Source organism: Mammaliicoccus sp. A-M4 (assembly GCF_022386955.1).
GTDB lineage: Bacteria > Bacillota > Bacilli > Staphylococcales > Staphylococcaceae > Mammaliicoccus > Mammaliicoccus lentus.
This window is the reverse complement of sequence record NZ_JAJNHH010000010.1, coordinates 48,829-72,819: the sequence shown is the minus strand read 5'-3', so window position 1 is coordinate 72,819 and position 23,991 is coordinate 48,829. Positions and strand designations below refer to the sequence as shown.

27 protein-coding genes are annotated in these 23,991 nt (G+C 31.1%); 4 read left to right on the top strand and 23 right to left on the bottom strand.

Annotated features, from left to right (window positions below; translation table 11 throughout):
- Nucleotides 1-15 precede the first annotated feature (15 nt).
- Nucleotides 16-1,089 carry a flavodoxin-dependent (E)-4-hydroxy-3-methylbut-2-enyl-diphosphate synthase gene (gene ispG, locus LQ682_RS09635; RefSeq protein WP_174700891.1) on the top strand — a complete coding sequence of 358 codons (1,074 nt, stop codon included), beginning with the start codon at nucleotides 16-18 and terminating at the stop codon, nucleotides 1,087-1,089.
- An 85-nt stretch (nucleotides 1,090-1,174) separates the two neighbouring features.
- On the top strand, nucleotides 1,175-1,738 hold the full coding sequence (locus tag LQ682_RS09630; protein ID WP_064204530.1) for a 5' nucleotidase, NT5C type: 564 nt from the start codon (nucleotides 1,175-1,177) through the stop codon (nucleotides 1,736-1,738).
- A gap of 50 nt (nucleotides 1,739-1,788) precedes the next feature.
- On the opposite strand, the gene LQ682_RS09625 is transcribed toward LQ682_RS09630, so the two are convergent.
- The 5 genes from LQ682_RS09625 to LQ682_RS09605 all read right to left on the bottom strand — a co-directional run bounded on the left by LQ682_RS09625 (nucleotide 1,789) and on the right by LQ682_RS09605 (nucleotide 6,705).
- Nucleotides 1,789-2,202 carry a Fur family transcriptional regulator gene (locus tag LQ682_RS09625; RefSeq protein ID WP_016998588.1) on the bottom strand — a complete coding sequence of 138 codons (414 nt, stop codon included), beginning with the start codon at nucleotides 2,200-2,202 and terminating at the stop codon, nucleotides 1,789-1,791.
- The gene (locus tag LQ682_RS09620; protein ID WP_016998587.1) at nucleotides 2,165-3,046 is read right to left on the bottom strand and encodes a metal ABC transporter permease; all 882 of its coding nucleotides are present in this window, start codon (nucleotides 3,044-3,046) and stop codon (nucleotides 2,165-2,167) included. The genes LQ682_RS09625 and LQ682_RS09620 overlap by 38 nt, the downstream gene beginning before the upstream one ends.
- A gap of 520 nt (nucleotides 3,047-3,566) precedes the next feature.
- Entirely contained in the window at nucleotides 3,567-4,364 is a 798-nt protein-coding gene (locus tag LQ682_RS09615; RefSeq protein WP_239724177.1) for a metal ABC transporter ATP-binding protein, read from the bottom strand.
- A gap of 106 nt (nucleotides 4,365-4,470) precedes the next feature.
- Nucleotides 4,471-5,361 carry a deoxyribonuclease IV gene (locus LQ682_RS09610; RefSeq protein ID WP_239724175.1) on the bottom strand — a complete coding sequence of 297 codons (891 nt, stop codon included), beginning with the start codon at nucleotides 5,359-5,361 and terminating at the stop codon, nucleotides 4,471-4,473.
- Nucleotides 5,362-5,370: 9 nt separating this feature from the next.
- On the bottom strand, nucleotides 5,371-6,705 hold the full coding sequence (locus LQ682_RS09605; RefSeq protein ID WP_239724172.1) for a DEAD/DEAH box helicase: 1,335 nt from the start codon (nucleotides 6,703-6,705) through the stop codon (nucleotides 5,371-5,373).
- Nucleotides 6,706-6,852: 147 nt separating this feature from the next.
- On the opposite strand from LQ682_RS09605, the gene LQ682_RS09600 reads away from it, so the two are divergent.
- Complete coding sequence (locus tag LQ682_RS09600) at nucleotides 6,853-7,821, top strand: 4-hydroxy-3-methylbut-2-enyl diphosphate reductase (protein WP_147640714.1); 969 nt, start codon at nucleotides 6,853-6,855, stop codon at nucleotides 7,819-7,821.
- 182 nt (nucleotides 7,822-8,003) lie between these two features.
- Here LQ682_RS09600 and LQ682_RS09595 read toward each other — a convergent pair whose 3' ends face one another.
- The 7 genes from LQ682_RS09595 to ccpN all read right to left on the bottom strand — a co-directional run bounded on the left by LQ682_RS09595 (nucleotide 8,004) and on the right by ccpN (nucleotide 14,657).
- The gene (locus tag LQ682_RS09595; protein ID WP_239724169.1) at nucleotides 8,004-9,095 is read right to left on the bottom strand and encodes a Nif3-like dinuclear metal center hexameric protein; all 1,092 of its coding nucleotides are present in this window, start codon (nucleotides 9,093-9,095) and stop codon (nucleotides 8,004-8,006) included.
- Nucleotides 9,095-9,760: a tRNA (adenine(22)-N(1))-methyltransferase gene (locus tag LQ682_RS09590; RefSeq protein WP_103268833.1), complete on the bottom strand. Its 666-nt coding sequence runs from the start codon at nucleotides 9,758-9,760 to the stop codon at nucleotides 9,095-9,097. Before LQ682_RS09590 ends, LQ682_RS09595 begins: the two co-directional genes overlap by 1 nt.
- A 54-nt stretch (nucleotides 9,761-9,814) precedes the next feature.
- Nucleotides 9,815-10,171: a c-type cytochrome gene (locus LQ682_RS09585; RefSeq protein WP_103268834.1), complete on the bottom strand. Its 357-nt coding sequence runs from the start codon at nucleotides 10,169-10,171 to the stop codon at nucleotides 9,815-9,817.
- Between the two features lie 100 nt (nucleotides 10,172-10,271).
- The gene (gene rpoD, locus LQ682_RS09580) at nucleotides 10,272-11,381 is read right to left on the bottom strand and encodes an RNA polymerase sigma factor RpoD (protein ID WP_016998578.1); all 1,110 of its coding nucleotides are present in this window, start codon (nucleotides 11,379-11,381) and stop codon (nucleotides 10,272-10,274) included.
- Nucleotides 11,382-11,407: 26 nt separating this feature from the next.
- Complete coding sequence (gene dnaG, locus LQ682_RS09575; protein WP_103268836.1) at nucleotides 11,408-13,180, bottom strand: DNA primase; 1,773 nt, start codon at nucleotides 13,178-13,180, stop codon at nucleotides 11,408-11,410.
- 11 nt (nucleotides 13,181-13,191) lie between these two features.
- Complete coding sequence (locus LQ682_RS09570) at nucleotides 13,192-14,007, bottom strand: pyruvate, water dikinase regulatory protein (RefSeq protein ID WP_016998576.1); 816 nt, start codon at nucleotides 14,005-14,007, stop codon at nucleotides 13,192-13,194.
- Nucleotides 14,008-14,021: 14 nt separating this feature from the next.
- The gene (gene ccpN / locus LQ682_RS09565; protein WP_016998575.1) at nucleotides 14,022-14,657 is read right to left on the bottom strand and encodes a transcriptional regulator CcpN; all 636 of its coding nucleotides are present in this window, start codon (nucleotides 14,655-14,657) and stop codon (nucleotides 14,022-14,024) included.
- 297 nt (nucleotides 14,658-14,954) lie between these two features.
- On the opposite strand from ccpN, the gene LQ682_RS09560 reads away from it, so the two are divergent.
- The gene (locus LQ682_RS09560) at nucleotides 14,955-16,343 is read left to right on the top strand and encodes a glycine--tRNA ligase (protein ID WP_064204526.1); all 1,389 of its coding nucleotides are present in this window, start codon (nucleotides 14,955-14,957) and stop codon (nucleotides 16,341-16,343) included.
- 62 nt (nucleotides 16,344-16,405) lie between these two features.
- Here LQ682_RS09560 and recO read toward each other — a convergent pair whose 3' ends face one another.
- From recO to rpsU, 11 genes are all read right to left on the bottom strand, one after another.
- Nucleotides 16,406-17,158 (bottom strand): DNA repair protein RecO, encoded by a 753-nt coding sequence (gene recO / locus LQ682_RS09555; RefSeq protein ID WP_016998573.1) that lies wholly within the window; start codon nucleotides 17,156-17,158, stop codon nucleotides 16,406-16,408.
- A gap of 22 nt (nucleotides 17,159-17,180) precedes the next feature.
- Entirely contained in the window at nucleotides 17,181-18,080 is a 900-nt protein-coding gene (era, locus tag LQ682_RS09550; protein ID WP_103268838.1) for a GTPase Era, read from the bottom strand.
- Nucleotides 18,081-18,485, bottom strand: coding sequence for a cytidine deaminase (gene cdd, locus LQ682_RS09545; protein WP_064204523.1), 405 nt, complete (start codon nucleotides 18,483-18,485; stop codon nucleotides 18,081-18,083). It lies immediately after the preceding gene.
- Between the two features lie 13 nt (nucleotides 18,486-18,498).
- Nucleotides 18,499-18,855 carry a diacylglycerol kinase family protein gene (locus tag LQ682_RS09540; protein WP_016998571.1) on the bottom strand — a complete coding sequence of 119 codons (357 nt, stop codon included), beginning with the start codon at nucleotides 18,853-18,855 and terminating at the stop codon, nucleotides 18,499-18,501.
- The gene (gene ybeY / locus LQ682_RS09535) at nucleotides 18,848-19,309 is read right to left on the bottom strand and encodes an rRNA maturation RNase YbeY (protein WP_239724167.1); all 462 of its coding nucleotides are present in this window, start codon (nucleotides 19,307-19,309) and stop codon (nucleotides 18,848-18,850) included. The genes LQ682_RS09540 and ybeY overlap by 8 nt, the downstream gene beginning before the upstream one ends.
- 1 nt (nucleotide 19,310) lies before the next feature.
- A complete protein-coding gene (locus tag LQ682_RS09530) occupies nucleotides 19,311-20,258 on the bottom strand; it encodes a PhoH family protein (RefSeq protein WP_239724165.1) in 948 nt (315 codons plus the stop codon).
- Between the two features lie 56 nt (nucleotides 20,259-20,314).
- A complete protein-coding gene (locus LQ682_RS14240) occupies nucleotides 20,315-20,755 on the bottom strand; it encodes a PH domain-containing protein (RefSeq protein WP_338133593.1) in 441 nt (146 codons plus the stop codon).
- Nucleotides 20,756-20,957: 202 nt separating this feature from the next.
- Nucleotides 20,958-21,689 (bottom strand): hypothetical protein, encoded by a 732-nt coding sequence (locus LQ682_RS09520; RefSeq protein ID WP_239724162.1) that lies wholly within the window; start codon nucleotides 21,687-21,689, stop codon nucleotides 20,958-20,960.
- A gap of 14 nt (nucleotides 21,690-21,703) precedes the next feature.
- Nucleotides 21,704-22,699 carry a flotillin-like protein FloA gene (gene floA, locus LQ682_RS09515; RefSeq protein WP_016998566.1) on the bottom strand — a complete coding sequence of 332 codons (996 nt, stop codon included), beginning with the start codon at nucleotides 22,697-22,699 and terminating at the stop codon, nucleotides 21,704-21,706.
- A 17-nt stretch (nucleotides 22,700-22,716) separates the two neighbouring features.
- Entirely contained in the window at nucleotides 22,717-23,406 is a 690-nt protein-coding gene (locus tag LQ682_RS09510; protein ID WP_026023587.1) for an NfeD family protein, read from the bottom strand.
- Nucleotides 23,407-23,774: 368 nt separating this feature from the next.
- Entirely contained in the window at nucleotides 23,775-23,951 is a 177-nt protein-coding gene (gene rpsU / locus LQ682_RS09505; protein WP_016998564.1) for a 30S ribosomal protein S21, read from the bottom strand.
- Between the last annotated feature and the right edge of the window lie 40 nt (nucleotides 23,952-23,991).

The following is a 23,991-nucleotide window of genomic DNA, read 5'->3' as shown; positions in this document are numbered from 1 at the left end:
CTTATCATGTCACAAATCACTCATCGTACTAAAACGAAGCCAGTTAAAGTGGGCAATTTAACAATAGGCGGTTCTGATGAAGTCGTTATTCAAAGTATGACGACTACTAAAACACATGATGTTGAAGCAACAGTAGCAGAAATCAAACGTTTAGAAGAAGCAGGTTGTCAAATAGTCCGTGTAGCTTGTCCTAACGAAGAAGATGCTTATGCTATTAAAGACATAAAGTCACAAATTAACATTCCACTTGTCGTAGATATACATTTCAATTATAAATTAGCATTAATTGCAATTGAAAACGGTGCTGATAAGATTCGTATCAATCCTGGTAATATAGGTAGAAGAGAAAAGGTAGAAGCCGTTGTAAAAGCATGTAAAGAAAAAAATATTCCAATAAGAATTGGCGTTAATGCAGGCTCTTTAGAAAAACATATTATAAAAAAATATGGTTACCCTACTGCAGATGGTATGGTAGAAAGCGCATTACACCATATTAAAATACTAGAAGATTTAGATTTTCATGATATTATCGTATCTATGAAAGCTAGTGATGTTAACTTAGCTATAGAAGCTTATACTAAAGCAGCACAAGCTTTTGATTACCCATTACATTTAGGTATTACAGAAAGTGGTACGTTATTTAATGGTACTGTTAAATCATCAGCAGGTTTAGGGGCTATTTTAAGTCTAGGCATTGGAAATACTTGTCGAATTTCATTATCTGCCGATCCAGTTGAAGAAGTTAAAGTAGCTAAATCTTTACTTAAAGCTTTCGGCTTAGCTAGTAATGCGGCTACTTTAATTGCATGCCCTACTTGTGGACGTATTGAAATTGATTTAATATCCATTGCCAACGAAGTTGAAGAATACATTTCTAACCTTCAAGTACCTTTAAAAGTAGCGGTATTGGGTTGTGCAGTAAATGGTCCTGGCGAAGCTCGTGAAGCTGATATAGGTATAGCTGGAGCACGTGGAGAAGGACTTTTATTCATGAAAGGTAAAACAGTTCGAAAAGTGCCAGAAGAAACAATGGTGGAAGAATTAAAAAAAGAAATCGATAAACTGGCAATAGAAATGGAAAAAGCATAAAGTTCAACAAAACAGGAAAAACAAATTAAGGCACAATAAATTTTATTTATTGTGTTTTTATTAAATTTATAAAAAGGTGATTTAAATGACTCGGAAACCAAGATTAGGAATAGATATTGATGGTACAGTTACATGTCCCAAAACTTTCGTTCCTTATTTACAGAAAGATTTTAATGAGAAATTACGTTATGAAGATATAACTGAATACAATTTAGCTAATGTATTAAAGTGTGAGGAAGAAGAAATGTTAAACTGGTTCAAAAATAATGAATCTTATATATATCAAAATTCCCCAGTTGCTGAAGGCGCTAAAGATATATTAAACCAGCTAAAACACGAATATGAATTATATTACATCAGTGCCAGACACCACTATTTAGAAGATATAACTAAGACTTGGTTTGATACACACAATATTCCTTTTGATCAAATCATATTAACAGGGAGCCACGATAAATTAAAGGTTACTAAAGAACAACGTATTGATGTATTCTTTGAAGATAAATTAGATAATGCTTTAGATATTAACGAAAAGCTTAATATCCCGGTCTTTTTATTCGATACGCCTTATAATCAAAAATCACTTAATAAAGGCATATATAGAATTAATAATTGGCATGACGTATCAAGCATTTTAAGTAAAATATAAAAAAGGACTTCTTCACTAGATTTAACAACTAATGAAGAAGTCCTTTTAATTTATCCCGTTTTACAATTTTCGCATTTACCGTATACTTCTAATTTATGTGAAGTAATTTCAACATTTCCTAACTGTTGTTTGATTACATCCATTGGACAAAAATCAATAACTTTTGTGTTTCCGCATGATTCACAAATAAAGTGATGATGGTGATGATCCTGACATGAAATTCTAAACTTCATTTCTCCATCTATTTCCGTACTTTCTATAATATTTAGAGATTTAAATAAATATAAGTTTCTATAGATAGTATCAAACGATAAACCTTTGTAATCATCTTTCAAAGCTTCTTGAATATATTTAGCCGTTATATATTTATCTTCATTAACAAATAATGAAATAATATCGCGGCGTTTATTTGTATATTTATGTCCTTCACTCTTCAAGATTTGAATGGCCTCTTCTACTTTCAAGATGATAGCCTCCTTTTTTTATCAATACTTTACTATAAGTAATACTTCCTAATAACTCTATTATCAATAAACCTACTATAATACCACCCGGAGAAATATTCAAATAGAATGAAAGTATTAATCCCAGTATTACAGATAATTCACCAAATAAGATACTTAATCCTATTAGTTGTTTAAAGCCTTTTGCTAGTCTCATACTCGTAGCAACTGGTAAAGTCATTAAACTACTGACTAATAATATTCCTACAACTCTCATTGAAGCGGAAATAACTAGCGCTACAATGACAATGAATAATAATTGAATCCACTTAGGCATCCCTATTACTCGAGAATATTCTTCATCAAATGATAAAACGAAAAGCGATTTATACAGTAACATAACAAATATTAATACGATGATTGTTATAGCCAATATCGTAAATAAGTCACTTAAATTTACAGCACTAATTGATCCAAATAAATAACCAAATAAATCTTGATTAAAGCCACTAGCTAAAGAAATAAAAATAACACTTATTCCAATACCTGCGCTCATAATAATTGGTATCGCGATTTCTTGATAATGTTTGTATTCAGTTCTTAACTCTTCAATTAATAAAGCACCTGCTATCGAAAAGATAATACCGAACCATATAGGATTTACAGCAGCAAATACTGGACTAATGCTCATAAAGAACAGTCCCATAGAGATACCACCAAGCGTCACATGGCTCAATGCATCCGCGATAAGAGATAATCTTCTTACAACGATAAAAGCACCAATTAAAGGCGCAATTAGCCCAACAAGGATACCACTAATAAACGAATATCTTATAAAATCAAAATTCATAAAAGCATCGATCATACACAGCACGACCTTTCGAGCTCATATGATTGTGTATGCTGTTCATACGTAACCCAATACGCATTAGAATCATTGGGTGTACCTTCCATATATCATAACTCCTAACCATTTTTGTTTTGTTTATTATACTTTAGTTTATGTAGCAAGAAGCTAATCACTTAAAATCATATTTATCCTATTAACTAACATTTTCATTTAAGTTACACAATTCTTACTTTTTTATTAATAATTTTTATAGTCATTTAAAGTACTATTAGTAGTGTAAATCGTATTCATTACTAAATCAACCTTAATTGTTTTATAAAATAAAGTTTTAACCTCAATGTATTATTTTAAAATAGTAATAAAAAATAGCCGCTTGTGTAGCACCACAAACGACTAAACTTCAATAAGCTATGGTAAAGTAGACCTATTATTATCTATGGCCTAACATTTTACACTTAGTACACCACCCAAAGCTACTGAGTGTTTTTAGATTTATATAGTAACATTACATTTTGTAATGCGCAATATTTTTTGTCTATTCGCTTATGGCTTCTTCTTCAACACAACAACTTCTATCGTGCTGATGGTCTACGAACTGGACTGGATGTCCATATATTTTAGAAATAGCTACTTCATCTAATGATTTGAATGATTCGCTTGTTCCATGGAAATGTATGTGTTGGTTTAGGCATGCTACTTTACTTGCCGTGTCTGCAACTACACCAATGTCGTGTGTTACTAAAATAATTGTGATTCCCTCTTCTTTCAGTTGTGTTAATAACTGATAGAATTCTGATACGTGTCGTGCATCTATACCAACAGTTGGTTCATCTAATATTAAAATGCTTGGTTTAGATATTAAAGCACGTGCGATAAAAGTTCTTTGTTGTTGCCCTCCTGATAATTGGGCTATATTTTCATTTTTTAAATTACTTATATTTAAACGTTCTAATATTTCATCGACTTTTGCTACATCATCTTTATTAAACCATTTAAACAAACCTTTATTTTTAGTCAATCCACTCATAACAACTTCTTTTACAGTTGCAGGAAATCCTGAACTAAATGCGTTAGATTTTTGAGATACATAACTTATTTTTTCCCATGATTTATATTGGTTTATTTTTTTACCACTTATATATATATCACCCTTTTGTAAAGATAATAATCCTAAAATTAATTTTAATAACGTAGACTTACCTGATCCGTTCGGACCTACAATAGCTAAAAAGTCTCCTCTGTATATTTGGATATTAATATCTCTTAATGCTAATTTACTAGGATAACTATAACTTATGTTTTTTAATTCGAAAATTGGTGTTTCATTTTCCACATTATTCACCTCGTCAATAGATTACTATACAACGATTATTTATAAATGTAAATAGTAATGTTTACGAATAAAAAAAGAATGCTATATGATTAGCATTCTTTTTTTATTATTGATTAAATATTTTATCTTTTAAATCTGGATCAAATGTACCATTCTTTATCATTTCAATCTCAAATTTATATGGTGGTTTTTTATTTTTCTTATCATCACCGACATATGGTGTTTCTAATATTTTTGGCACGTCATTGAAAGCTTCATGGTTTACAATATAATGTAATGCATCATAGCCAATAGAACCAAAGCCTATATTTTCGTGTCTATCTTTTCTAGCACCTTGTGTGTTTTTACTATCGTTAACATGTAGCACTTTAATTCTATCAAGCCCTACAATTTTATCGAACTCATTTAATACACCGTCAAAGTCTTCTTTAACATTATATCCAGCATCATTTGTATGACATGTATCAAAACATACTGATAACCTTTCGTTATGTTCTACACCATCAATGATTTGAGCAAGTTCTTCGAAAGTTTTACCACATTCTGAACCTTTACCTGCCATTGTTTCTAAAGCAATACGAACATCATTATCGTTAGTTAAAACTTCATTTAAACCTTCTATAATTTTTTTAATACCTTTTTCTTCTCCAGCCCCAACGTGAGCGCCTGGATGTAAAACAATATCTTTCGCCCCAAGTGCTTCAGTACGTTCAATTTCAGATTGTAAAAATTCTACGCCTAAATTAAACACTTCAGGTTTCGTTGTATTCGCAATATTAATAATGTAAGGTGCATGAACAACAATATTTGAAAGGCCATACTCTTTCATAGCTGCTTGACCATTTTCAATATTTAAATCTTCTATTTTTTTGCGTCGTGTGTTTTGAGGCGCTCCAGTATAAATCATAAATGTTGAAGCATTATAACTAGCAGCTTCCTCTGCTGCTTGAAGTAACATCTTCTTACCACTCATAGAAACGTGAGATCCAATTAACATATCTGACACCTATCCTTTTCTACTTTGCTTTTTTGTACGTTTAGAATGTGCTTTTTTCTCTTTGAATTTCAGCTCATCTAATTCTTTCTTGAATTTCTTTTTATATCCTGGTTTTACTTTATTTTTTTTGTTACGTTTAATTCTTTGTTTTAAACTTTGTTCTATATTATCTTCTTTTTTAACACGTCTTGTACGTTTTTGACGATCTTTAATCTCGACAAATTCACCATTTTTTATATCAACGTGATTAAATTTATAGTTTTTCTTTTCGATTTGCGTAATTAAATCATCTTCATCAGGCGTATATAAAGTAATAGCAATACCTTTATAGTCTCCACGACCTGTACGACCAACTCTATGTGTAAAGAAGTCAATTTCTTTTGGCAAGTCATAGTTAATAACATGGCTTACACCTTCAATATCGATACCTCTTGAAGCTAAGTCACTTGCAACAACAAATTCGAAGTCTAACTGCTTAACACGTTTCATTTGTTGTGTACGTTCTCTTGGTGATAATCCACCATGAATAACACCAACTTTATAACCATGTTCAGATAAATAAGCCACTAACTCATTTGCTCTATCACGACTATTAGCAAAAATAATTGCTAAGTATGGATTAATAACGTCCATTACTTTTAACATTTTCGCTTGTTTCTCTTCACCTTTAGTAGGTATTAAATAAAAATCTATATTATCTTTATTAGATGATTCTGTTTCTATTTCAACAAATTCAGGTTTATCTAAATATTTATTTAAAAATGGATGTAATGCTTTAGGTATAGTTGCACTAAACACAGAAATTTGAGCAGATTTATCAAGTCTGCTAGCAATGCTGTCTACTTTAGGCATAAATCCTAAATCAATCATTAAATCCGCTTCGTCAATTACTACTGATTTTGCTAAATGTAAATCTAATGCTTTTTCTACAGCCATATCATCAATTCTATTTGGAGTTCCTACCACAACTTGTGGCGTGTTCTTAGACTTATCTATATCTCTTGATTTATCTGTACCACCAATATATAAATTGACTTTTATACCTTTTTTATATTCCGCTAAATGAGATGCAGCGTCATACAATTGTTTAGCTAACTCTCTTGTTGGAGCTAATATAATAACTTGTGGTTCTTTTAAATCTACATCTATTTTATCAAATAGTGGTAATAAAAATGCATGAGATTTACCTGTACCAGTTTGTGATTGTCCTATTATATTTGAACCCTTTTTAATTTTTGGTATTACACGTCGTTGTACTTCTGTCGGCTGGTTAAATTTCAAATCTTTAACTGCCTCAACTAATTCATTTTCTAATTGAAAATGTTCAAACGGATGCTTAGACATAAGCGACCCTCCTCGTTTCTTTTTCACTTCATATATTATATAGTAAATGAAAGTAATATGATAGAGTTTAAGGTTATTTTGATACTTTAATTAGTTTCAATCATTCTTGACACTTGTTATAATGATTAAGAATAAGGGGGGCTTTGTATGGAAATCGTTAAAATAACGCCTAGAGGATATTGTTATGGTGTTGTAGATGCCATGGTTATTGCACGAAATGCTTCATTAGATAAAACGTTACCGCGTCCGATATATATTTTAGGTATGATTGTTCATAATAAACATGTGACTGAAGCTTTTGAATCTGATGGTATTATTACTTTAGATGGCCCAAACAGACTAGAAATTTTAGAACAAATCAACGATGGAACTGTTATATTTACTGCGCACGGCGTTTCTCCAGAAGTTAAACGTCGCGCCAAAGAAAAAGGGCTTGTATGTATTGATGCCACTTGTCCTGATGTAGAAAACACACACCAATTAATTAGAAATATGAAATCAAATGGCTATAACGTTGTTTATATAGGTAAAAAAGGCCATCCAGAACCAGAAGGTGCAGTAGGAGTAGCACCAGATATTGTACATTTAGTTGAAACAATTGATGATATTAATGCTTTACCCGAGTCTTTAAAAGATAAAAAATTAATCGTAACTAATCAAACTACAATGTCTCAGTGGGATGTTAAACACCTTATGGACGAATTAAAAGAACAATATCCAAATATCGAAATACACGAAGAAATCTGCTTAGCGACTCAAGTTAGACAAGAAGCTGTTGCTAACCAAGCAAACCAAGCTGATTTATTAATTGTTGTTGGCGACCCAAAAAGTAACAACTCTAATAGATTAGCACAAGTCTCTAAAGAAATTGCACATACAAATGCCTATAGAATTTCAGATATAAGCGAACTAAAAATTGAGTGGTTGCAAGGTGTAAGTACCGTTGCAGTAACAGCAGGTGCTTCCACTCCTACACCAATTGTTAAAGAAGTAATTGATTATATTAAAAATTATGACCCAACAAATATTGACGTTGAAAAACTTAAAAGTAATGTGCCAGTTGAAAAAATATTACCAAAAATTAAAAAAACAAAGCCTGTAGAAATTATGAAGTAATAATGATTAAATATTATAAGTTGCAGTGAAAGATTTCAAATCGGTGGAGTTTTTCACTGCTTTTTTATAAGGTAAGTATTAAATAGATAAGTTTTATTGGATTAATTAAATAAAAAAAGTCTGCGACACAAACAAATGCCCCAGACTAATTGATTAAACCTATTAATTGTACTTATAGTTTATTACATATATTCGTAAGGATCAGTATTAATATTTGATGATACAACGTTTATTTCACCATTAGTCCAATCTTCTAGTAATGATTTTAATCCGTCTTTCATGACATATTCACTATAGTGATTGGCATCTAATACGTTTATACCATCCATTATTGAATCTAAAGCTTCATGATGTTTCACATCGCCTGTAATAAATAAATCAGCCTGTTTATTTTTAGCGATATGAGCATAACCAATACCAGCTCCACCTACTATAGCAATTCTCTTAATAGTAACTTTTTTATCACCTATAAAACGAACTGCTGGTATATCTAACTGTGTTTTATAATGTCCAACAAAATCCTCTACAGAAAGTTCTTGTGGTAATTCTCCTATAATACCTAAACCTACTGAAGAAGCTTTCTCCATTTTAATAAAATCAAAAACAGGTTCCTCATAAGGATGATATTCGTATAATAATCGTGTTGCTAAAGCTTTATCTTTCCCATCAATCATTAACTCTAATTTCGTTTCATAAACTATTTTTGTTTTATTAGATGTACCTATATGGGGATTAGCATTTTCACTTGGCTTGAATTGGCCTTTACCTTGTGATTGGAAAAATACATTACTATATTCTTCTGTTTGAGCTAATTGATGATTATCAAATGCCTTTTTCATTTCTTCTACGTTTTCATCTGGTATAAATATTTGCAGTTTATAATATGTTTCATTTTGCTTATCTAAAATTTCCACATTAGTAAGTCCTATTTTCTGACCTATCATATAACTTACACCTTTATCATACACATCTAAATTTGTATGAAGGGCAATTAATTGTATGTCATTTTGGATTAATTTTCTTATAATCGGTCCATAACTATCATTTGTGATGTTTTGAACACCTTTAAAAATTAAAGGATGATGTGCGATAATCGTATTGATATTTTGTTCAATTGCTTCATCTACTACTTCATTCGTGCAATCGAGAGTTGTTAGTATACCATTCACTTCATTTTCTTGGTTACCAATCAACAAACCTACATTATCCCATGATTCACTACTTGAGAATGGTACATGCTTATCTATTACTTGTAATAAGTCTTTAATAATCATCATAGCACCTCTTTAATCTGTTTTATTTGCGCCTGTATTTCATTATAACGAGTTTGGTCTTTATGATTTTTTAGCTGATTACTAATATTCTCTAAAGATTCAATTTCTCTTTCCCATTTTTCATAAAATAATTCATCTTTTTCTATCATTAATTTAGGACCAAACTTTAATTCATTCTCACTTAATTGCATTTTCCCTTTTTTAGCAACAATAATCTCGTATATATGCTTTTTATCTTTAATCAATTGCTCTGCTTCAATGTTGTATCCTAACTTTTTCAATACTTGTCTAATTGGTAACGCATGTATATTAGCTTGTAATATTAAATCAGGGTAATGTATCAATTTTTCTTTACCTTCATCTAATATTTGAGCAATTAAAGGTCCACCCATACCACATATTGTAATAACATCTACCGTACCATTTACAACTTCTAATCCATCGCCTAACTTTATCTCAATAGACTTCGAAAGTCCGTGTAACTCGGTGTTTTTTTGAGCTGATAGAAATGGCCCTTTAACAACTTCCCCTGCGATAGCTTCTTTTACTAAATTATTTTGAATGGCGTAAATAGGCAAATAAGCATGGTCTGATCCTATATCTGCTAATTTATTATGATTTAAGTACTCACTAACTTTTGTTAAACGTTTATTTATTTGGATCATGAAATTTTCCTTTCATTAAAAAAATCTTTTGCCAAGGCAAAAGATTTTTTATTATTATTTAGCATCTTCTTTTAAATATTTGACAAGTGTGTCTAAATCTTTGTCTGAAATAGTCGCTTCGTCATGCGCAGGCATTGAACCTTTACCATCACGGATGATTTTTTTCATTTCACCAGCGTCATTAGAACTACCAGCTAATTTAGGACCCATTCCACCTTCAAGATTTTGTCCATGACAACTTGTACAATTATCTTTTGCAAATGTTGCAGCGTCAAACTTCTCAGTTTTTTCACCGCCACCTTTGCCTTCTTTTTCTTCATCCTTGTTAGCACCATGTGCTGACATGAAGAATATTAATCCCACACCGAGTAATAAAATCAGAATAAACGGGAAAACAGGATTACGATTCATTCATACAACCTCCCTTTTATTAAACCTTCATACAATTATATTTTATATTAAAACAACGCATTGTCAAAGGCTTTTTGGGATTAATATTAACTTTTACAAATTAGTCCATAAAATCTTTCAAGCGTTTACTTCTTGATGGGTGTCTTAATTTGCGTAAAGCTTTTGCTTCGATTTGTCTAATACGTTCTCTTGTTACACCAAATACTTTTCCTACTTCTTCTAAAGTACGTGTACGACCGTCATCAAGACCAAAACGTAATCTTAATACATTTTCTTCTCTATCCGTTAATGTGTCTAAAACATCCTCTAATTGCTCTTTTAATAATTCATAAGCAGCGTGGTCAGAAGGACTTTGTGCATCTTGATCTTCTATAAAGTCACCTAAATGACTGTCATCTTCTTCACCAATAGGCGTTTCAAGTGACACTGGTTCTTGAGCAATTTTCAAGATTTCACGTACTTTTTCTGGTGGTAAATCCATTTCTTCACCAATTTCTTCTGGTGATGGATCTCTACCTAAATCTTGTAATAATTGTCTTTGAACACGAATTAATTTATTAATCGTTTCTACCATGTGTACTGGAATACGTATAGTACGTGCTTGGTCAGCTATAGCTCTAGTGATAGCTTGACGAATCCACCATGTAGCATAAGTTGAGAACTTGAATCCTTTGTTAAAGTCGAATTTTTCTACAGCTTTAATAAGACCCATGTTACCTTCTTGAATAAGGTCTAGGAATAACATACCTCTACCAACGTAACGTTTAGCTATACTTACTACAAGTCTTAAGTTCGCTTCAGCTAAACGAGACTTCGCTACTTCATCGCCTTTTTCTATTCTTTTAGCTAATTCAATTTCTTCTTGTGCTGTTAATAGATTTACACGTCCTATTTCTTTTAAGTACATTCTTACTGGGTCATTTATTTTTACACCTGGAGGAGCACTTAAGTCATTTAAACTTAATTTATCATCAGTATCAGTAGAATCTTTTTCGTTAATAAGATTGATTTCATTTTCATTGATCAAATCAAAGAAATCATCCATTTGATCTGAATCCATTTCATAATTTTGCAATTTATCAGCAATTTCTTCATGACTTAAATGTCCAGCTTTTTTACCTTGTTCAATTAATTGATGCTTAACTTGTTCAATTGTTAAAACTGCTTCATTGTTAGCGCTATTGATTTTATTTAATTCTTTGTCAGACATGAATAGGCCTCCCGGTTATTTAACTCTTACATTCTATTCCGATTATATTGTACAATTTGTTCCAAATACTGTCTTTGCAACGCCATATCACCTGATTGCATTGCTTTATTTAATTGTTCATTTAAATATTCGATTGTATTTTCTTTAATTTCTTCAGGACTGATTATATTAATATAGTCTTCAATTTCTTCACTTTCTGGATCGTCATTAATAAGCAATGAATCGAGGTACATAACGGTTTCCATAATATTATGATCTTCAATGTAACTCGAAAAATCACTAATATTAAAGACATCGTTATTCTTATAATACCCATTTAAACGTGAAAAAATCACTCTATTATTCAATGAAGTAAAATCTTCTTGATTAATCCTAGAATGATATTCTAAAAATAACTGTTTTTGATTCATAAAATGTTTTATTAATGCTTGTTCAGCTCTACCGACTTTATCTAGTTTTTTTTCCTTGAAATCCGGAACATATTGGTCGTAATCGATAGTATTTTGAACTATATTAGGCGAGAGTTGATTTTTTAGACTGTTAACATCTACTTTATACAAATCAGCAACTTGTTGCAATACTTTTTTTCTTAAAAAGTCTGAGCGAATAAGATTTATATCATTAATTAATTCTTCTAAGTGTTGCTCGTGTTTTAAATCGTTGTTTTCATTAGCATAATATAATTGTTGTGCTTTAAATCCAACAAATGATTGTTTTTGACTATCTACAAACGATTTAAACGCTTCGTTTCCGTACTCTGTAATATAATCATCAGGGTCCATTTTTTTAGGTAAATGAACTACATAAACATTTATGCCTTCATTTAATAATATTTTACCTACATTTAAAGCTGCTTCATTCCCTGCGAAATCTCCATCATACAGCAAAGTTACATTAGATGCCAGTTTTTTGACCATAATAATATGTTCTTTTGATAAAGCTGTTCCCATTGTTGCTACAACTTGCTTTATATCCGCTTGATCTGCTTTAATAACATCCATAAAGCCTTCTAATAATATCACTTCATCGTTTTGTCTAATAAACTTTCTTGCTCGATCGATATTATAAAGCATTTTTCTCTTTTGAAATATAGGAGTTTCTGGGCTGTTTAAGTATTTAGGTGTCTGATCTGTATATGTACGCCCTGAGAAACCAACTGTTTTACCTTGAAAGTTTAATAACGGGAATATTATTCTATCTCTAAATCTGTCGAAATAATCAAAAGTTTCATCATTTCTACTTAATAACCCTGCCTCAAACGCTAATACTGCATCATATCCATTTTTTTCAAGAAAATCATGAGTAAATTTAGAATGGTTAGGTGAATAACCAATTTTTCTATCATTAATTAATTCATCTGTAAATCCTCTAGATTTTAAATATGCTAAAGCTTCTTCTCCTTCTTCAGTATGTTTCAAAATATAATGAAAGTTATTTGCCATTAGTTCGTGCATTTCAATCATTTTTATATGATCGTCTACTATTGCCTCAGAAGAACTCGGTTCATTACTTTCAACATGAATATCTACTCTACTTCCAAGTTCTTTTACTGCTTCAACAAATGGAATATCCTTAATTTCTTGAATAAATTGAAAGACGTTACCACCTTTTTTACAACCAAAACAATGACATATTTGTTTATCTTCAGAAACAGAAAAGGACGGTGTTTTTTCATCATGGAAAGGGCAAAGTCCAATATAATTACGACCTTTTTTTTCTAACTTTACATATTCACTTACAACATCTAATATGTCATTTTTTTCCCGAATTTCGTTTATTGTTTCTTGTTCAATTCTCATTATTTCACCCTTTAGCGGTTTTGTTGAGTAATGATTTTTATAATATCATTAGCTGTTTCTTCTATTGCTTTATCTGACACATCAAGTACAGGACAGCCAATTTTATCAACTACTTCTTCAAAATAGTGTAACTCTTCTTCAATACGGTCATCTTTCGCATAATTTGCATCATCACTTAAACCTAATTGTATTAATCTCGCTCTTCTAATGGCATTTAAATTTTTTTGATTAATTTTAAGCGCTATACATTTTTTTGGATCAATATCAAATAATCCTTCTGGAGGTGCTACTTCCGGAACTAATGGAACGTTCATCACTTTATATCTTTTGTGAGCTAAGTATTGCGATAAAGGGGTTTTAGAAGTTCTAGATACGCCTATTAGTACAATATCTGCTTTAGGTAATCCTCGTGGATCTCTTCCGTCATCATATTTAACAGCAAATTCAATAGCTTCTATCTTCTTAAAATAATCTTCATCTAATTTATGAATATTGCCTGGTTCATTAAGAGACTTTTCATTTAACTCATTGCTCAGTATTGTCATTAATGGCCCCATAATATCTACGTTTTCTATGTTATGTTCTTCTAGTTGTTCCTTTAAGTAATTTCTCATATCAGGTTTCACCAATGTATATACAACGATTGATTTTTGTTCTAAAGCGAGTGATACTACTTCATTAATATTATTTTCATTTTCGATGTAAGGCAATCTAACAATATCCAATGCATTACCTTCTGTTTTAAATTGTGAAGTACATGCTTTAGTTACAAGTTCAGCTGTTTCTCCTACTGAATCAGATGCAATGATTATTCTAATTTCTTCCATTTGAAATATTCCTCCTACTCGTCTTCGATAAGTGAAACAAAAGCTCTAGTTATAGTAGTTTTTGTTATTCTACCTTTAACCTTCAATTTATTATCTTTTACTTTTTTCACTACTGGTAATGCATCAATTTGCTTATCAATTAATAATTTAGCAGCATAGATTAATAAATCTTCTTCTAAACAAACTGTAATATTTGGCATGCGGCTCATATTTATACTTACTGGTGTCTCTTTTAAACTTTGACCACCAATTGCTGCTCTTAAAAGGTCTTTTCTTGAACATACACCTATTAAATAACCTTCTTTATCGATAACAAACAATGTTCCTACATCTTCTAAAAACATTTTACAAATTGCTTCATATACTGAAACACTTTCTTCTATAACAACTGGTATAGCCATAGATTCTTTAATTGTTATTTTTTTGATAGAATCACTTAATAATTGTGTACTAGATTTTCCTGTATAAAAATACCCCACCCTCGGTCTGGCATCTAAATATCCAGCCATTGTTAAAATAGCGAGATCCGGTCGTAAAGTTGCTCGCGTTAAGCTTAATCGTTGAGCAATTTTTTCTCCTGTTATCGGGCCATTATTTTTCACAATTTGAACGATTTGCTCTTGTCTTTGATTTAATTCGATTTCTCTCACCCCTTCAAACACAACTCAGTTATATTGATTATAACATGACTGATAAAATATACTCAATTTGAATACTTGTTTTTACTTGATTAGTACCAAATTGCGTGCTATATTTTAATTAACTTTGAAATTAAAAGCGAGTTAAGGACGGTGAAAGCTTAACAATAAAGTTTTGGCTTACAAATATATATATATAAAGTGAGTGGCTACACTAATTTGGGTGGAACCGCGGGTAATATACTCGTCCCAAGGCATTGATACTTGATGTCTTGGGGCTTTTTTAATTAAATGAGGAGTGAATTTTTTATGGCAAAAGATATGGATAAGATAGTTACGTTAGCGAAACACAGAGGTTTTGTATTCCCAGGAAGTGAAATTTATGGTGGTTTAGCTAACACATGGGATTATGGTCCTCTAGGTGTAGAATTAAAGAATAATATCAAAAAAGCTTGGTGGCAAAAATTTATTCAGCAGTCTCCGTATAATGTTGGTTTAGATGCTGCAATTTTAATGAATCCAAAAGCTTGGGAAGCATCAGGACATTTATCAAACTTTAACGACCCAATGATTGATAACAAAGACTCAAAAATTCGTTATAGAGCAGATAAATTAATTGAAGATTACATGCAAAATGTTGAAGGCGATGAGAACTTTATTGCTGATGGCATGAGCTTTGATGAAATGAAACAGTTAATTGAAGACAAAGGTATCACTTGTCCAGAAAGTGGAACAGCTAACTGGACTGACATTAGACAATTCAATTTAATGTTTAAAACTTTCCAAGGTGTAACAGAATCATCTACAAACGAAATTTTCTTACGTCCTGAAACTGCACAAGGTATTTTTGTTAACTACAAAAATGTTCAGCGTTCAATGCGTAAAAAATTACCATTCGGTATCGGACAAGTTGGTAAATCATTTAGAAATGAAATAACACCAGGTAACTTTATTTTCAGAACAAGAGAATTTGAACAAATGGAACTAGAATTCTTCTGTAAACCTGGTACTGAAATTGAATGGCAAAATTACTGGAAAGATTTCGCAGCAAATTGGTTAACAGATTTAGGTATTAAAAAAGAAAATACTAAAATGCGTGATCATGATGAAGATGAATTAAGTCACTATTCAAATGCTACAACTGATATTGAATATAAATTCCCGTTTGGTTGGGGAGAACTATGGGGTATCGCTTCAAGAACAGACTATGATTTAAAACAACATAGTGAATTCAGTGGTGAAGACTTCAATTATCACGATCAAGAAACAAATGAAAAATACATCCCTTATTGTATTGAACCATCACTTGGTGCAGACCGTGTAACATTAGCATTTTTATGTGATGCTTATGAAGAAGAAAACGAAGGTGAAAAAGAGCAACGTACAGTAATGCATTTCCACCCTGCTCTAGCACCATATAAAGCAGCAATTTTACCATTAAGTAAAAAGCTATCACCTGACGCTATTAAAGTTTATGAAAAATTAAGTGCAAACTTCGCAATCGACTTTGACGAATCACAATCTATTGGTAAACGTTACCGTCGACAAGACGAAATTGGTACACCTTACTGTATTACTTTCGACTTCGACTCATTAGAAGATAATCAAGTAACAGTACGTGACCGTGATACAATGGAACAAATTCGTATGCCAATTGATGAAGTTGAAAACTTCTTAGCGGAAAAAATTAAATTCTAATTTTTAATTTAGAAAACATACACCCCTTAAATGAAATTTAAACGCTCATTTAAGGGGTGTTTTTATATTTTTAAATTTTCAAGTTGCTTTATTAACTTTTTGGTTTTAAAAATAACGCCTATATATTCATCGTACATATTATCGATAAGGTTTTGTATTTCTTTTTTTATATCATCATTGATTTTAAAACTATTTAAATTCTGTATTGGTAATTGATACATTAAATTCATAAGATACAATGCTCTATTTGAAATTCTAAATGCATGCTCATCATGAATTAATGCCTGATTACTTAAGGGACCATTATATATAAAGCTGTAAGCATTAAGTTGTTGTTGATCCATATCACCTGTTACAACACATGCATTAAACCTTGGTTCATAACCATATTTAGGCATACATTTTAAAGCGACAATCATACTCATTGTGTCAGCGTCGACACCCTTCTCTACCGCTTGAAAAACACCTAGCAATAATTCATAGAAAAATGCATCATGCTCTTCAGCTTCAAGTGCTTTATCTATTACTTCTATGCAATAAGCACCATAAGCGCTTTTAAATATATCACTTTGCATCATTCTATGACTATTAATAATGTCAGCAGAAGTTAAAGTGCCCATTCCTTTAAATTTAGAAAAAATAAACAAGCCATGTACAAAGGGTTGAGTAGCACCTTGTAAATGATGACTTGTTTTTTTTGCACCTCTAGCCATAAGCGGAACTTTATGACCATGTTCATTTAAAATTGTAATGATTTTATTATTTTCACCGTAATCTACAGAGCGAATGACAAAACCTTCTTGTTTATAAAGCACTTTATCATCGCCTCCATTCTCATTAATACTCGTCTTCGCGATAACCCATTTGCTTAATAAAGTTAGGTTTATTACGCCAATCTTTTTGTACTTTAACCCATAAATCTAAATAAACTTTAGAACCTAACAACATTTCAATGTCTCTACGTGCCCGTTTACCTATTTCTTTAAGCATTTTTCCACCTTTACCGATGATAATACCTTTTTGTGAATCACGTTCTACATAAATTGTTGCTTCTACATGAACTTTTTCATTTTCAGCTTTTGTCATTTTATCAACATTTACACCTACTGCATGTGGTATTTCTTGATTCGTCAAATGCAAAGCTTTTTCTCTGATTAATTCTGCTACAACAAATTGTTCAGGGTGATCAGAAATTTGGTCTTTTGGATAATACATTGGACCTTCTTCAAGATATTTTTTGAATTGAGCTAATAACGTTTCAATATTTAAGCCTTCTAAAGCTGATATTGGAACAATTTCTGCAAATTCCATAGTTTTTTGATATTTTTCAATTTCAACTAATAATTGGTCAGGGTGTATTAAATCAATTTTATTTAAAACTAAAAACACTGGTGTTTTAGTTTGTTTAAGTAACTCAATGATATATTCATCACCTTTACCTATGTTTTCATCAACATTTACCATAAACATGATTAAATCCACTTCTTTTAAAGTGTTTTTCGCTATTTTCATCATGTAATCTCCTAAAGCATGTTTAGGTTTATGAATACCTGGAGTATCAATAAATATCATTTGTGCATCATCCGTTGTTAATACACCTTGTACTTTATTTCTAGTAGTTTGTGCTTTATCTGACATAATCGCAACTTTATGACCTATAACTTTATTCATAAATGTTGATTTGCCGACATTAGGTCTACCTATAATAGATATAAAACCTGATTTGAATTCGCTCATTTATCCTAAATCCTTTCCTGAGAAACCGAGTGGTAATAATTCATTAACAGTCGTTTCAATTCTTTCTTCTGTTTGATTTGTTAAAAATACTGGCATATCATCGTCACATAGTTCTTTAAGTACTTGTCTACATGTTCCACATGGTGAAGAAGGTTCATCAGCATCAACTGTAATTGTAATACATTTGAAATCACCGGGTCTATAACCATCTGACATTGCCGCCACTAAAGCTGATCGTTCTGCACAAATAGTTGATGGATAGGCTGCGTTCTCAATATTTGCGCCATAGTATGTTTTTCCGTCTTTCGTTATTAAATAAGCACCTACATTAAATTTAGAGTAAGGTGTATACGCTCTTTTTTGCGCTTCTCTAGCACCTTCATACCATTCTTTTAAAAATTCCATATTTTCCATCCCCTTAAAAAATATTTAACAATTTAGGTAAAAATATTATTATCCCGATAATGATAGCCATAATAGATGCTAATAATACTGCTAAAGCAGCTGTATCTTTAGCGTGCTTTGCTAGTATATGAAAATCATCAGTGTACATGTCTACAATGTATTCTATTGATGTATTGAGCACTTCTGTTATTAAGACTATAAAAATGGCAATTAAAACAAATAACCATTCATACATATTTAACTTAAAAACAAAACTCAAAACAATAACAATCAGTGCCATTAATAAATGAAATAAAAAATTATTATCTTTCTTTAGAATCGTAAAAAGTCCTACTACAGGAAATTTAAACCTATTAAAAAATTTATTCACGTGTAAGTCCAAACTCAGTTAAAATTTCATCTTGTCGTGAAAACATTTCTTTTTCTTCTGATTCTGCCATATGATCATAACCTAGTAAGTGTAAAAAGCCATGTAATGCTAAAAATCCTAATTCTCTACTTAAGCTATGATTATATGATTCTGCTTGCTCTTTAGCAACTTCTAAACAAATTATGATATCACCTAATATTCTAGGCATATCTAACCCTTCAATCTCTGGTTCATCTTCTTCTAGAGAAAATGAAATAACATCTGTTACTTTATCTTTATCTCTATAGTCTCTATTGATTGCTTGTATTTCGCTTTCATCGACAAATGAAATAGATAATTCTGCTTCTTCTTCAATTTTTTCCTTTTTAGCAGCAAATTTTAATAGTGATTCTATTTGTTCTTTCGTATCTTGATTAATGACGTTGTGATCATCAATAAAATCCATTGTTAACATGTTATTTCTCCTCTTCATAAGCGTTAATTATTTTACCAACTAATGGGTGTCTGACAACATCAGTTTGTTCTAAGTAAGTAATTTCAATACCTTTAATACCACTTAGCTTTTGGTCCGCTTCAATTAAACCACTTTTAACGCCTTTAGGTAAGTCAATTTGTGTTCTATCACCCGTGACTACCATTTTTGAGCCAAAACCTAATCTTGTTAAAAACATTTTCATTTGCGGTAAAGTTGTATTTTGGGCTTCGTCTAATATAACGAATGCGTCATCAAGCGTACGCCCTCTCATATAGGCTAAAGGAGCAATTTCAATTGTACCTCTTTCTATTAAGCGCGCTGTTTGCTCAGTCCCTAATATAGTGTGCAAACCATCATAAAGTGGTCTTAAATAAGGGTCGACTTTTTCTTTTAAATCGCCAGGTAAGAATCCTAAAGATTCTCCAGCTTCAACAGCTGGTCTTGTTAATACGATTCTTTTAACTTTACCTAAGCGTAACGCTCTTGCAGCCATTACGACAGCTAAGAATGTTTTTCCGGTACCTGCTGGTCCTATACCAAACACTAAATCATTATTCTTAATGTTATTAATATATATTCTTTGGCCCATTGTTTTGGCTCTAATTACTTTACCATTACTATCTTTCGCAACTTCTTCGTCGTATAAATTGACTAATTTATCAATTGTACCTTTTTCAGCCATTTTCACTGCTGCTTGTACATCATTTATCGTTATATTCGAACCACTTTCAATTACTTTAAGTAAATTCATTAATACACGTTCAGCTTTTCCAACATTTTCTAAACGTTTACCACGAACACTTATTTCTTGTCCTCGTGTTAAAATATCCACCTCGAGTTCTTCTTCAATATATTTTATATGCTCATCTCCATTACCTAGTAATGCTTGAGCTTGATCCATACTCTCGATTTGAATTAGTGTAGGCATTAAATAACTCCTTTATTAGTTGAATTGTTACCACTTTAAATGTACCAAACCTTTGTCTAACGTGCAATCTTATGCACTTTATTTTGAATATTATTTAAGTTTTCCTGTGATTTAATCATTTTATTTATTTTTTGAAATTCACGTAACCTATTACTATTATTTAACTTAATATCCGGATTGATTCGAATTAATGTAATAATAAATTCTCTTTCTTCTATTGGAGAAACTTTTTCTATAATTTCTCCTTTGTATACTATTTCTATCATACTATTTCCTTCGATAGATTTCGCCATATTTAACTGTTCAATATTAAATATATTATATGTTTTTTTGAAAAGACCTCTACGTATAGTCAAGAAGTGTTCTTTTACACTATATCTCTCTAGAAGTATATTAATTATAATTAAAAACACTAGAACAAAAGTAATAAAAATTAGTAATTTATTACTTATAAGTAACGGAATTAAAGATATTAAAAATAGCAAAATTGATATCATTATAGATGAAACACTTAGTTTCTTTTTAAATATCATTTTTATCACACCTTTGTTCTTACTAAGTTTATTGTAATTCTAAATCTACAATTTGTGAATAAAAACTAAAGGTATTATCAAAATAAAAACTCAGAGAAAATTCTAGTTGTAAGAATTTCCCCTGAGTTATGCTACTCTAATAAATGTTAATCTCTAGCTATTCAACTTATTTGATGCCCTCTGGTCTTTTAAGAATTTCTGACCAAATAATACCATTAACAACATTGTTCTCGTCAATATTTACAGCTTCATCATTAAATTTATGTTTACTATTTAAGTAGAGTTGTTTAACCATCGTTCTTCTAGTTCTTTCAGAAAGTTGAGTATTATGAATAATCTCATTAGCTTCTTCTTCAAGTTTTTCAAAGCTTTCCTGTTGAACTTTAGATAAAGATTGTTTTTCTTCTTTACTAAATTCTAATAAATTTTTGATTGCTTCTTTTTGACGCTTTGGTTTATTTTTATGAATTTCTTCTTTTCTTTTATTAATCAATTCATTTTCATGAGCATCTGTTGACTGAGCTTGGCTTTGAGTTTGTGGCTGAGTTTCACTATTATTTTGCTTTGTATTTACTTGCTCAACATCTATCCCTTGTTTCTCTAGATGATTGGATAGTTGTTTAGCTAATTGTTTATAGTGGTTAGACATTCGATCAGTCGAACTAGTTTCAGCCTTTTCTTTATAGGAATAGAACTTTTTAACTAATTCTTGTAATTCTAGTTGAGCATTATCCACTTGATTACTAGCTTGTCTTTGGACTGGCTTTTTACTCGGATTTGGATGTGCAGGCCATTGAGTATTTTGCTTTTTCTTTTTATTTTTAGCGCCATTTTCAACTATGCCACTAATCACACTAATAATAATCCAAATAACAAAGATTATAATGCCTATCTCCATTTAAATCACCTCTCTTATTCGTTCGGTGAATTTGCGTCTTGTGGATTAGTACTCTTATTTATAGCTTCTCTCATACCAGTATCAGCTTCTATATTTTTTAAATTATAATAATCTTTAACGCCGATATTGCCTGATTTAAGTGCTTCAGCCATTGCAAGAGGTACTTCAGCTTCAGATTCAACAACTTTAGAACGCATTTCTTGTACACGTGCTTTCATTTCTTGTTCTGTAGCTACAGCCATTGCACGACGTTCTTCAGCTTTAGCTTGTGCAATATTTTTATCTGCAAGTGCTTGCTCAGTTTGAAGATCTGCACCGATGTTTTTACCGATATCCACGTCTGCGATATCTATAGATAAGATTTCAAATGCTGTACCTGAATCTAAACCTTTACTTAACACTGTTTGTGAAATACTGTCTGGATTTTCAAGTACTTTCGTATGGTGTTTACTTGAACCAATTGTTGATACAATACCTTCACCAACACGTGCGATGATTGTATCTTCACCAGCACCACCAACTAAGCGATCAATATTTGCTCTAACAGTAATTCTAGCTTTCGCTTTAACTTCAATACCATTCATAGCAACACCAGAAATAAATGGTGTTTCAATTACTTTAGGGTTAACTGACATTTGTACAGCTTCTAGAACGTCACGACCAGCTAGATCGATAGCTGCACCACGTTCAAATGCTAAGTTAATCTCAGCTCTTTGTGCTGCAATAATCGCATCTACTACTCTATCAACGTTACCTCCAGCTAAATAGTGAGATTCTAATTGATTTGTAGTTAATGCTAAACCTGCTTTATGTGCTTTAATTAACGGATTAATAACTCGTCTTGGTGAAACACGTCTTAAACGCATTCCGACTAATGTTCCTATTCCTACTTTAACGCCTGCAGCTACAGCTGAAATCCATAATCCAACTGGTACAAACGAGAATAGAATCATAAGTAATACAATAACAATTACCGCAATAATGATTATGGCGATTAAACCTGATAACATATGCAACTCTCCTTAATTTAAATTTCTCTTACGACTACTCTTGTACCTTCAACCTGTACAATTTTAACTTGTTGGTCTTTTTGAATAAAATTACCATCAGAAACAGCATCTATTCTATCATCATCAACAAGGATAATACCTGAGGGTCTCAGCGCTGTAAAAGTTGTACACACTTTACCAATTAAATGACTTCTATCATCATGTGATGTATAACCTGACTCTTTGTTTGTAGAATCTCTAAGAATGACTTTTTCAAAGAATGGTATTTTTCGATTAAAACCTTTCACTAATATCACCCACTCTATAGTTGTTAAAATTAAAGCAACTGCAATAATAGCGCCCATGATTAATAAATTATCACCAACTAATATAAAACTGCCGATAATTGCAATAAAACCAAGGATACCAAGTACAGCGCCTACAACAAATAATTCAATAATGACTAAAATAACACCAATTGAAAACAATAAAACGGACATTAAACTAATTTCATCAACTATTACAAAACCTATAAAAAATATAAGTGTACATATAAAACTTGCAATGCCGGCAAAGTTTATACGTTCTGAATATAGTTGATAAAGTGCGCCTAGAAAAATAATACAAGTCAAAATCAATGTAATAATTGGCGAAGATATAAAGTCACCAAATGAAGAAACACTTTGACTTGAAACAATACCTAAATTTATGTTGTTTTGAATAAACATAAGTATGTATTCATACGCTGATGTCAATATTACCACCCCTCTATTTCATTATACAATAAATCACCAGTGAACTAAAACGTATATATCTTTTATTCTAAATATTTTATAGAAAAGTTTTTTATTTTCAATTTTTACTATATTTTATTTAGAAAAAAGGAATAGAAAACTCATTTTTCTAAAAATATCGTATACCCATGAATAGGATTGAAAAAGCTTGATATATTTATATTTTACTTAAGTCAGCTATTGCCTATATAAAAAAGCAGTCCGAAACCTATAGGTCTCGGACTGCTTTAACATTTAATTTACGCAAGTAGATTTCATTATAATTAATTAATATTCTTTGAGGGAGTTCAATAGAAAATTAATTATTTAAATTTACGTTTGCGAGCTGCTTCTGATTTCTTCTTACGTTTAACGCTAGGTTTCTCATAGAACTCACGTTTACGCACTTCTTGAATCGTACCGCTTTTTGAAACTGTACGTTTAAAGCGACGTAATGCATCTTCGATTGATTCGTTTTTACGAACTACTGTTTTAGACATCTGTATTTCCCTCCCTCCAAATATCAACAAAGCTTTATAT